Here is a 10,170-nt window from a genome sequence, read left to right on the forward strand (position 1 = left end):
CCGAGTACCTCGCGTTCCTGAACGGGCAGGACATCCACCCGGGCTACCGCGGCTCCAAGCTGCGCCGCTACCGGGCGTTCATGGATGCACGGCCGAGCATGTCCGACTGGTTCGCCGCGCCGTTGGTGGAACGGGTCGGCCGGCTGCCGGGCGAACCGCACACGGCACCGTCCTTTCCGGTCTCGTTCTATGCCCGCCCCTATCTGCTGTTTCTCGCTCTGCGCGGGTACATCGCGTTCGACTACCCATGGATGCTCGGCGCCGGGCAGCTCCGGGTGGTGGACCCGGCCGCCGAGATGGGGATCGACCTGGGCACGGCCGCCCTGATCGAGGAAGCCATCGCGCTCGGCTATGCCGCGGGCTCGGCCAGGCAGGCGATGAACTGGACGGTCAGCCGGATCGCCCTGCACGCTGGCCTGGCGCGGGTGGAGCAGATCACCGAGGAGCATACCGCCGGAGCGCTCGAAGCTGTCCGGCTGTTCAGCGAGCGCGAGGACCTGCACCGCTTCTACCCGTCGGTGCAGAACTACCGGGACAACGCCTCCAAGCAGTGGGTGACCCACCTGCACCAGTTGCAGGTGGTGCTGTTCCACCGGTGCCAAGTGGCCACTCAGCCACGGAAGTTGATGCCGTCGTGGAAGCCGCCGATGGTGCTGCCCCCGCGGATGCTGGCCGTCGCCCAGAAGTGGCTGGTGGCCCGCAAACTGACCGACGCTCCGTCGACAGTGGACAAGTGGAACTCGCGGTGCGCGTGTTCGGGAACTGGCTCGGTGAGAACCACCCCGAGATCACCACCTTCGCCGACGTCACACGGGATCACTGCCTCGGCTGGATCGGGCACATCGCCGAGGCGCCGACCGAGAGGACCGGCAAGCCACTCGGCGTGATGTCGCGGATCCAGCGGATCTCCGGCCTCTCTCAGTTCTTCCGGGACACCGCGATCTGGCAGTACGCCGACGTGCCCGGCTACACCCTCATCGGCGCGGGCGACGCGCCCAAGTTCCCCCAGAAGGTGCCCCGGTTCATTCCCGACCACGAACTCGACAAGCTGATGCCGGTCATCGACGCGATCGCCTGCCCGTTCCAACGCGCTGCCCTGCTGGTGGCCCGCTGGTCCGGGGCCCGCCGCACCGAGATCCAGCGCCTCCCGATCGACTGCCTGGACCGCTACCCCGACGGGACCCCACGGCTGCGGTTGTCCGGCCGCAAGACCTACAAAGAGCGGGTGGTCCCGCTGCACGAGGATGCCGCAGAGGCCCTGCAAAAGGTCATCGACCTGCGCAAGAACGCACCCGAGAGACCCTTCACCGACGAGCGCACCGGTGAGGAGATCCGCTATCTGTTCATGAGGCACGGCAAGCTGCTGTCGACCTACTACCTGTTCGAGACCTCGATCCAGGATGCCTGCAAGGCCGTCGGCCTGGTCCGCCCAGGTGGCCGAGACGGCACCGGCCGCGGCACCGTCTCGGCCCACCGATTCCGCCACACCGTCGGCACCCAGCTCGCCGAACGCGGCGCGAAGCTGCACACCATCATGAAGGTGCTCGGACACACCTCCGTGAGCATGGCACTCGTCTACGCACAGGTCAGCGACCAGGAAGTACTGCGCGACTACCGTGCCGTCCTCGGGCCCGGAGCAACGATCGCCGGCCCGGCCGCCGAGGAACTCAGAAACAGCGCGCTGCCGGACGCATCGGTCGACTGGCTCAAGACGAACTTCTTCAAGACCGAACTCGAACTCGGCCGGTGCCTGCGCCTGCCCGCCGAGGGGCCCTGCGAGTGCGACCTGCCGTCCGGCAGATCACGGGACGAGTGATCAGTTCGAGAGGCCATCCGAGCCGCGAGCTCAGACGACAGGCTCAGTGACCGTGACCAGGCCCGGACCGCGGAGAGGCAGACACACCCGGGAGTCGTCTGAGCTGATGCGGCAGCCTCCAGGCCCGCTCTCCGAGCAGGGACATCGCGGCCGGCAACAGCACACCACGCACAACGGTGGCGTCGATGAGGATGGCCAACGCCATGCCCAGGCCCAGCATCTTGTACTCGATGGCGGACAGTGTCATGAAGACCGTGAAGACACCGGTCATGATGAGCGCTGCGCTACTGACGACGCCGGCACTGACAGCGATGCCGCCGACGACGGCCTCGCGGGGTTCCGCGCCCGCGAGCCACCGTTCCCTGACCCGGCTGAGGATGAAGATGTGGTAGTCCATGCTCAGGCCGAACAGAATGATGAGCATGAACAGCGGTAACCAACTGACCACTCCTCCATAGGAGTTGAACCCCAGTAGTGATTCCAGATTACCGCCCTGGAAGACCCAGGCCAGCACTCCGTATGCGGCGCCGATGGACAGAAGATTGAGCAGAATCGACGCCAGCGGGATGGTCCACGACCGGAACGTCACGGCGAGCAGAAGGAACGCGAGGCCGAGGATGAAGGCGAAGACGATCGGAGTCCGTCTGTTCACCTGCTCCGTGAAGTCGTGGGGCGTGGCGGTCTTGCCAGCGACCGCGTAGTCGACACCCTCCACCGTGCCGAGGGTCACGGGGAGAGCCTGGCCGCGTAGGGTCTCCAAGGCCCGATCCGCAACGGGATCGGTGACGGCGCCCGCCAGCGGCACCCGTACCACCATCACGTCGCCGACCGGCACGGCCGTGATCGGCTCCCGCAGCGCACCACCACTGGCGGCGGCCCGCTCGTGCAGCTCTTCGACCGCCGTTCGTACTTCGAGGGTGTTGGCCGATGCGCCGTCCGTGCGGCCGATGACCACTCGGGCCGCGGTCGCCGCCCCCGGGAACTCCCGCTGCATCTCGGTCGCGGCGTCCACCGCAACCGAGACACCGGGTGGCAGGCTGGCGGTCACCGCAGCGTCCTGCAACCGAATCCCGAGCGCGGGCAGCGCCATGACCAGCAGGGCCACAGCCGACGTCGCGCCGGCCAGCACGGGCCGCCGTACGACCGCCCGTGCCACCCGTCCCCAGAAGTGCGACTCCTGCGCCGCGATCCTGCGCCTGCCCAACCAGGGGATACGAGCCTTGTCGACGCGGTCTCCGAGTGCGGCGAGCAGCGCGGGCAACACCGTCACGGAGCTGAGCACCGCCAGGCCGACTACCAAGACTGTTCCGACGGTCAACCCCTTGAAGACATCCACACCGGTGAACAGCAGCCCGAGCATGCAGACCATCACGGTCAAGCCGGAGGCCACGATTGCGTGACCCGAGGTGCGCGCCGTGATCCGCAGCGCCTCGCGCACAGCATGTCCGGCGGCCCGCTCCTCTCGTACCCGGCGCAGGTAGAACAGCGAGTAGTCAATGCCCACGGCCATGCCGATCAGCAGCACGATGGCGGAGGCCGCGCTGTTGAACGGCACCCAATGACTGACCAGTTGCAGCAGGCCGAACGCGGCCACCACAGTCGTCGCCGACAGCAGCAGCGGTATCCCCGCGGCGATCAGCGAGCCGAAGACGACCAGCAGGATCAGGAGCGTAAGCGGCAGGGAAGTCATCTCGGCACGCGTCAGGTCGTCCTTGATTCCCTCGTTGACCGCCTCGGAGAGACTGCGGTCACCCGCCTGGGCGAGCCGTACCTGCGGATGACGCTCCTGCACCTGCTCCACGGCCTTCACGACGGCCGCGTAGTGCATCTCGAACCGATCCTCCGGGCCCGCCACTTCGAAGGTGACCAGCCCGGAACGGCCGTCCTGCGATATCCAGCGCTCACTGTGTGCCTCCAGCGGGGAGCCGACCTCCCGCACCACGCCCGGCGCTCGGCGCAGCTCAGCCACCAGGTCGTCAGTGGCCTTGCGCAGTTCGGGGTTTTCTGCGAACCGCCGGTCCCCGCCGGCGTCACGGGACTTGATCAGCACGTTCTCCCGGATGGAGTCGCCACTGTCCTGCGCTTGCACCATCTGCTGGGCGCGACCAGCCTCACCGGGATCGATTGAGCGGGCACCGTCGCCCGTCGCCAATGAGCTGGACAGTACGGCCAGCACGACCAGTGCGAGCCACCCGGTGATCGCCAAGGCGCGGTGCCGGGCGGACCACCCCGCGACAGCTGCGATCACGCCCGGGCGCTCAGGCCTGGCCGTACCGGAGCCAGGAGGTAGGCCCGCATCGCCCGCGTCGGTGCCGTCGGATGGGCGATGGACAGACTTGCTTCTGGGCAGCATGAGCTGCTCTCCTCATTCTTGGTGGAGTGTTCCTGCGCAAACTCGCCTGCGGCGAGGTGGTTCGTCTCCCCGTGCCTGGGCCGTCGAGTTGCCGCTCGGCGGCCCAGGAGCCTCCCCCGGGGCTACTCGACGTCCTTGAGGACCCGTTCGATCGAGTCCGTACGGCTCTGCAGATCCGAGACCTGGCCACCGATCTCGGCCAGGTGCCGCTCGATCTTCTGCTGCCCGGTGACAGCGGCTTCGGCGAGTCTGCTGTACTCGCTCTCGCGCGCCAGCTGGGCCTTAGCCCGCCAGCTGATGGCGACCTGCCAAATGATCGTAACGACCACGGCGGTGAGCAGGACGAAGATGCCGATCGTCCCGATGACTTCCTGCCACTCGTGCTCGTTCAACCCAGTGATCCCTTCTCGATGGTCAGCGTCTCCACAGCGCTCACGATGAGCTCCGGTGTCAGGTGGACCGAGAAAGGGTTCACCTCGTAGAACTTCATTGCTTTCCCGTCCTCCGACAGCTCCAACTGAGAGGAGACCAGGCCGGCCGCCTCCAGCTTCTTCAGATGGACCTGAAGCAGCGCTCTGCTGATGTCCAGCTCGCGCGCCAGTCGGCTCACGTAGTTCCGCCCGCCCGCGAGGGCCGCCACGACACGCAGGCGGTGCGGGTTGGACAAGGTGGCCAGCACCCGCACCAGGTCGTCGCCCATCGGTGTGGGGTCTCTCACGTCAACATCCAGCACATGCCAAAGAACATTAGCAGGTGCCTAGAATTTTCGTCATGCGTAAGGCAACTGCGTCTACGGTTAAAGGCAGTGGTGTGGCGATAGCTGCGAGGCAGATCCTGTCGCCCGGCGCCGCCCGGCAGAGCGACGTGACGCTACTCGGAAGCGCCACACCAGACGGCACTCCCCAGGCTCGCCGGGGCTCTCACAAATGGTCATCTGTGAGCGTTCTGCGAGAGGCCCGGAGGCGCTCACGTTTCCCCAGGTCGCCGTTCGCAGAAGCCCTCTCGAAACCCGCATGTTGTGCGAGGCACTTCTGAGAGGCTGCCGTCATGGATTTGACGACCGATCAGGCCGCATCGGCGGTAGAACGTCACGACTGCCCGAACTGTGACGCGCCCGCCGGCAGCGCCTGCCGTACCCGGGGCGGGAAGACCGCCGCGAAGTACCACACCCCGCGCTTCGTCCTCGTCCCCGCGCTCCGCGAGGAACTGGAGATCTCGGTGCCCGCCGACCGCGGTCCCGGCCGCGCATGGAAGCAGGGGCCCGCGCTCGCGGTGGTGCCCGCGCCCCGCACCGAGCGGCCGGTGCGAATCGGATACGCCCGCACGTCGACCGCCCGGCAGGAACTGGCGAGCCAGCTCGAAGCCCTCCGCCGGGCGGACGTGCCACAAGGTCTTCTCCGAGCAGATCAGCACCCGGGTCAAGGTCCGGCCCGAGCTGGAGAAGGCGCTCGCGCTGGCCCACCAGTTCAAGGAGGCCGCGCCCGAGACCCCGGTCATCTTCACCGTCCACGAGCTCAAGCGCCTCGCGCGCAACGCCGCCGAGCTGATGACGCTGTCCGCAGAGCTCCAGGCCGGCGGCATCCAGCTCGAGCTCCTCACCGGCCCGCTCACCGGCATCTTTGACGCCAACGGCATGGACGCGATGTTCTTCGCTGTCCTCGCCGTGGCCGGGCAGATCGAGCGCAACTACATCCGGGAGAAGACCCTCGAAGGGCAGGTCATCGCCGCGTCCAAGGTCAACGACGGCGGACGCCCGAAGGCAATCGACGACGACATGCTCACCTTCGCCGTCGCACTCAAGGACAAGGGCGTCCCCGTCCCCGAGATCGCAAAGAAGCTCACTATTAAGGTCGGGAAGAACGCGGGCAAGTCCCCATCGGTCGCCTCGCTCTACCGGGCCCTGGCCGAAGCCGAGACCGCCACGGTGGACGACGGCCTGCCGCTCAGGCCCAAGCCCGTACGCATCCGCCGCCCCGAGGACCCGCTCACCCCCGAGGAGATCGACCTCCGCGAACGCCTCCAGGCCCAGCCCCACCCGAACGCGGAGACCCGCAGCTAGCATAGGATGCGCTTTTCTCGCATTGCGAGTCACGGAGAGTGGTGGATCAGTGGGGTTCAACGGTTCGATACGGGGGCGGCGAGACTGCTCCTGGTGGACGGGGTCGCTCTGTTGCGGCCGGAGGAACAGGTCTTCACGGCGATGCTGACCGGGTTCGCCAATCAGCAGCTGGCGCGGAACCTGGCCCGCACGACCGTGGAAGGCCGGGAGAACACAGTGAAGGCGTTCACCGCGTACGTGAACACCTACCCGTGGAACTGGACGCCGGCGATGGTCGACGAATGGCTCGGCGATCTGCGCTCGCTGCGCGACCTGAAGCGCTCGACGATCCGTTCGTACTCCGAGGCCGTCCGGTCCTTCTGCCACTTCGTGACCGACCCCCTCTATGAATGGACCGCGACCTGCGAGGAACGCTTCGGCACCCACCCGGTCCAGGTGGTGCATGAGTGGAACACCGCAGTGCACGTCCAGGACAACGAGGCCGACCCGAAGAAGCGCGCGTTCACCAAGGCTGAACTGCACGCCTTCTTCGCCCACTGCGACGATGAGGTCGCCCGCATCCGCTCGCTGGGCCGCAAGGGCTGGCTGCCCGCGTTCCGCGACGCCACCGAATTCAAGACCGCCTACGCCTACGGAACCCGACGCAACGAGACACGGATGCTCGACGCGGCCGACTTCGGCCGGAACCCGCACGGGGCCGAGTTCGGTGAGTTCGGCCGGTGCCAGGTGCGGTTCGGCAAGGCCAAGAAGGGCTCGCCACCCAAGCGCCGTGGAGTACTGACCGTGTTCGACTGGACTCCGGACGTCCTGGGCGAGTGGTTCACCGAGGTCCGCCCGCTGTTCGGCACCGACAACAACCCGGCGGCTGGCCCTCCGAACGGGGCCTGCGGATCGGCTGCCAGCGAATCAACTCCCGCTTCATCACCTACCGCAAGGCCCTGGGCCTGGACGACGGACTCGACTTCCACTCCTTCCGCAGGTCCTACGTCACCCACCTCATCGAGGACGGCTGGGACCCGCGCTTCGTCCAGGAGCAGGTCGGCCACGAACACGCCAGCACCACCTCGCTCTACACCTGCGTCTCCTCGGACTTCCGCACCCGCACCCTGCGGCGGCACCTGGACTCCACCATCGCCGCGGCTCTTGAGACCCAGACCGGGAGGCACGCATGAAACGCAAGGTCGGCTACACATGGCGGCTGCGCGAGGTCATGGCCCAGCACCAGATCTTCACGGCCACCGAACTGGTGCCGCTGCTGCGTGAACGCGGCATCGACCTGTCCGCCTCCCAGGTCCACCGTCTCGTCTCCGGCACCCCGGAACGCCTGTCGTTGCAGGTCATGGCCGCGCTCTGCGACATCCTGTCCTGCACCCCGGCCGACCTGGTGGCCACCACCGCCGAGAACGCCGGAGTCCGCAAGACCGCCACCGGCGACCTGCCCGCACCGCCGGCGAACGTGGCGAAGCTGCGGCCCCGCCCGGCCCGCATCCTGCCCGACGCATGACCCGCACCTACGCCACCGACGAGCAGTACGAACGCTGGTACATGGCCGAGTGCTGCCGCTGCGGCCAGCGCAGACACAAGGCCGGCACCTGGCCGGACGGATACGTCTGCCGGACCTGCTCGGACCGTGCAGTCCGGACACGCGGGACCTGTCCGGGGTGCGGCCAGGACCGTGCTCACAAAGGAGTCTCGTGCCAGACGTATCCATTCGCCTCGCAGGCATCGCCGAACGCCCCGTAGTGGAGCGGCTGTGGCTGATGTTCCGCCATGACATGTCGGAGTTCCAGGCTCTGCTGCCCAACGCTGACGGAACCTTCCGCAGCGACCGGCTCCACATGGCCTTCTCTGAGCCAGACTGGGCGCCATACCTCCTCACAAGCGGTAACAGCCCTGCTGGGTTCGCGTTCGTCCGCAGTTTGACCGCCCCGACGCGCGTGCTGAACAGCTTTTTCGTGGTGCGCGGGGCACGGCGGACAGGGATCGGGCTGCACGCTGTTCAGGAGATCGCGGCCAGGCATCCGGGCTCGTGGGAAGTCGCATTTCAGGATGCCAACAGCACCGCGGTGCACTTCTGGCGTCGCGTCGCCACGGAGATCGCTGACGACGCATGGACCGAGGAACGCAGACCGATACCCGGTCGGCCCGACCTGCCTCCTGACGTCTGGATCTCGTTCAACACCGCCGCGGTGACTCACGACTGAGCATCAAGGCAGGGAAGCCGCCGAGCACACTCGGCGCCACCGCCCACGCCGGCCTGGGTAAGCATTGGGCCAGCGGGCTGCTTTCCCTACACACGGTCACCATCGCCCTCGCTTCCCCCGACAACTGGCGACAGACGATTACGCGAGCCCACCAGTACCAAGGCCGTGAACACACTGTTGCGACAGAGCCGACTTGATGCGACGTCAGAAGCCACAGGGTCCGGCGCGCAAACTATGACCGGCGATGACTCGTGTCAATGAAGTGAACGAGAAACACTGGAGACACCGGCAAAGAACGGGATGGAGCAGGTAAAGAAGTCGTGGATGCGCAGGCGGCGCTGGTAGGAAGTGGGGATGAACACAAGCGATCTTGACCCGATGGAGCGTCTCCTCGCAGAACGCGCATGTGAACGTCTGATCTTGGAGTTCGTCCGTCGGCTCGACCTCGGTGAGCCGAGCACCGTCTCCGATCTCTTCACGCCCGACGGTGTCTCGGTGAGCGAGGAGGAACTCGCACAGTTCGAGACCGACGTCCTGGCGGGGTTCGTGCTCGCGAGGGCTTCGGCCGGACTGGTCGACAGCACGATCCGCAGCTGCGGATCCCGCCCAGCGAAACGGAGATCGAAGAGCTGTTCGCCGGGTGGCGTGAGGAGCTGGCATCCTGCCGCAAGTTCGGCCCGGCGGCCCGCAATTACGCGGTAGCCCGGTTGGCGGCCGACGTGGGGCTGCGGATCAACGAGGCACGGATGCTCGACATGGACGATGTCCGGTGGGAGCTGGGCCGGTTCGGCAACCTCTACGTCAGGCACGGCAAGGGCTCCCGGCGGCGCGGGCCGAAGCCGCGGCTGGTGCCGCTGATCAACGGCGCCGACCGCAATCTGCGGTGGTTCATCGAGGACGTGTGGGCCCACTTCGACGCCGACCACATCCGGCTTCGCGCCCCGCTGTTCCCCTCCGAGCGCAAGAACAGGGACGGCTCCTGCTCGCGGGCGACCGCCGACGTCTTCCGCCGGTCGCTGGCCGACGCCGCCGCCCAGCACCTCCCCACGTGGACTGGGAAGCTCACCCCGCATGTGCTTCGGCACTTCTGCGCCTCCCAGCTTTATCTCGCGGCATGAGTCTGTTCGCCATCCAGGAGCTACTCGGACATACCTGGACCGGCACCACGGCCCGGTACATCCACGTCCACGGCTCCCACGTCGAAGACGCCTGGGTCAGCGGGCAGCAGCGCGCCACCGACCGTTGGAAAGGACTGGCTCGTGAAGTGGAACCTCCGCCTGGCAGCGGCTAATCGCGGCATCTGGAAGGCCAGCGAACTCCAGCGGAGGCTCGCCGAACGCGGCATGGTGATCAGCGCGGGGAAGATGTCGGGCCTCTGGTCCGGCCAACCGAACGCCGTCAAGCTCGACGAGTTGGATGTCCTTTGCGCCGTGCTCGGCTGCGGCATCGAGGAACTGCTCCTGCCCTAGCCGGAGGCGGTTCCGTACCCGACAGCGGCGGCCGACGGGCAAGCTGCCGTGGGGCAGCCCCGGGCCGTCGCCCCGCGTCCTCGCACCGGCAGGTCTCTGCCACCGCGATGAACTGCGTGCACTGCGGCAAGCCGCTGCCCGATGGATCGCGTCGAGACCGGGCCTACTGCGACCACAATTGGGGTCTTCAAAGTTGAGCGGTGCGGAGGTGTCCGCGGGCTCGGCGGGTGGTGACGCAGCGTGTCCGTAGTCGTTGGTTCTCGGCGTTG

10 protein-coding genes and 2 pseudogenes are annotated in these 10,170 nt (G+C 67.3%); 9 read left to right on the plus strand and 3 right to left on the minus strand.

Annotation, left to right across the window (positions count from 1 at the left end):
- Together H8R17_RS48190 and H8R17_RS42765 are read left to right on the plus strand one after the other, a co-directional pair.
- Positions 1-887, plus strand: an 887-nt coding sequence (locus H8R17_RS48190; protein ID WP_262505967.1) for a hypothetical protein, incomplete at its 5' end; no start/stop codon positions are given.
- Positions 887-1,816, plus strand: coding sequence for a site-specific integrase (locus H8R17_RS42765; RefSeq protein WP_262505969.1), 930 nt, complete (start codon positions 887-889; stop codon positions 1,814-1,816). The genes H8R17_RS48190 and H8R17_RS42765, both read left to right, overlap by 1 nt.
- Positions 1,817-1,859: 43 nt before the next feature.
- On the opposite strand, the gene H8R17_RS42770 is transcribed toward H8R17_RS42765, so the two are convergent.
- From H8R17_RS42770 to H8R17_RS42780, 3 genes are all read right to left on the minus strand, one after another.
- The gene (locus H8R17_RS42770; RefSeq protein ID WP_316959716.1) at positions 1,860-4,064 is read right to left on the minus strand and encodes an MMPL family transporter; all 2,205 of its coding nucleotides are present in this window, start codon (positions 4,062-4,064) and stop codon (positions 1,860-1,862) included.
- A 227-nt stretch (positions 4,065-4,291) separates the two neighbouring features.
- A complete protein-coding gene (locus H8R17_RS42775; protein WP_187828585.1) occupies positions 4,292-4,561 on the minus strand; it encodes a hypothetical protein in 270 nt (89 codons plus the stop codon).
- Positions 4,558-4,869, minus strand: a complete 312-nt coding sequence (locus H8R17_RS42780) for an ArsR family transcriptional regulator (RefSeq protein ID WP_187828588.1) — start codon at positions 4,867-4,869, stop codon at positions 4,558-4,560. Before H8R17_RS42780 ends, H8R17_RS42775 begins: the two co-directional genes overlap by 4 nt.
- Positions 4,870-5,274: 405 nt before the next feature.
- Here H8R17_RS42780 and H8R17_RS48195 point away from each other — a divergent pair, with 405 nt between their 5' ends.
- The 7 genes and pseudogenes from H8R17_RS48195 to H8R17_RS42810 all read left to right on the plus strand — a co-directional run bounded on the left by H8R17_RS48195 (position 5,275) and on the right by H8R17_RS42810 (position 10,012).
- Positions 5,275-6,228 carry a recombinase family protein gene (locus H8R17_RS48195; protein ID WP_316959717.1) on the plus strand — a complete coding sequence of 318 codons (954 nt, stop codon included), beginning with the start codon at positions 5,275-5,277 and terminating at the stop codon, positions 6,226-6,228.
- A gap of 815 nt (positions 6,229-7,043) precedes the next feature.
- Positions 7,044-7,400 (plus strand): tyrosine-type recombinase/integrase, encoded by a 357-nt coding sequence (locus tag H8R17_RS48200; protein ID WP_316959718.1) that lies wholly within the window; start codon positions 7,044-7,046, stop codon positions 7,398-7,400.
- The gene (locus H8R17_RS42795; RefSeq protein WP_187828586.1) at positions 7,397-7,732 is read left to right on the plus strand and encodes a helix-turn-helix transcriptional regulator; all 336 of its coding nucleotides are present in this window, start codon (positions 7,397-7,399) and stop codon (positions 7,730-7,732) included. The genes H8R17_RS48200 and H8R17_RS42795 overlap by 4 nt, the downstream gene beginning before the upstream one ends.
- 190 nt (positions 7,733-7,922) lie before the next feature.
- Positions 7,923-8,432: a GNAT family N-acetyltransferase gene (locus tag H8R17_RS42800; protein WP_187828587.1), complete on the plus strand. Its 510-nt coding sequence runs from the start codon at positions 7,923-7,925 to the stop codon at positions 8,430-8,432.
- A 354-nt stretch (positions 8,433-8,786) separates the two neighbouring features.
- A pseudogene (locus tag H8R17_RS48205) lies at positions 8,787-8,924 on the plus strand (nuclear transport factor 2 family protein); the annotation flags it as partial.
- A 215-nt stretch (positions 8,925-9,139) separates the two neighbouring features.
- Positions 9,140-9,550: a site-specific integrase gene (locus H8R17_RS48210; protein WP_262505968.1), complete on the plus strand. Its 411-nt coding sequence runs from the start codon at positions 9,140-9,142 to the stop codon at positions 9,548-9,550.
- A gap of 141 nt (positions 9,551-9,691) precedes the next feature.
- Positions 9,692-10,012: pseudogene (locus tag H8R17_RS42810) on the plus strand (helix-turn-helix domain-containing protein).
- Positions 10,013-10,170: the final 158 nt, after the last annotated feature.

The organism is Streptomyces sp. TRM68367 (assembly GCF_014495685.1).
GTDB lineage: Bacteria > Actinomycetota > Actinomycetes > Streptomycetales > Streptomycetaceae > Streptomyces.

Excerpts from the sequence above, each read along its gene's own strand:
- H8R17_RS42765 (WP_262505969.1), top strand. The coding sequence starts at position 887 with ATGTCGCGGATCCAGCGGATCTCCGGCCTCTCTCAGTTCTTCCGGGAC.
- H8R17_RS42780 (WP_187828588.1), bottom strand. The coding sequence starts at position 4,869 with ATGGGCGACGACCTGGTGCGGGTGCTGGCCACCTTGTCCAACCCGCAC.
- H8R17_RS42795 (WP_187828586.1), top strand. The coding sequence starts at position 7,397 with ATGAAACGCAAGGTCGGCTACACATGGCGGCTGCGCGAGGTCATGGCC.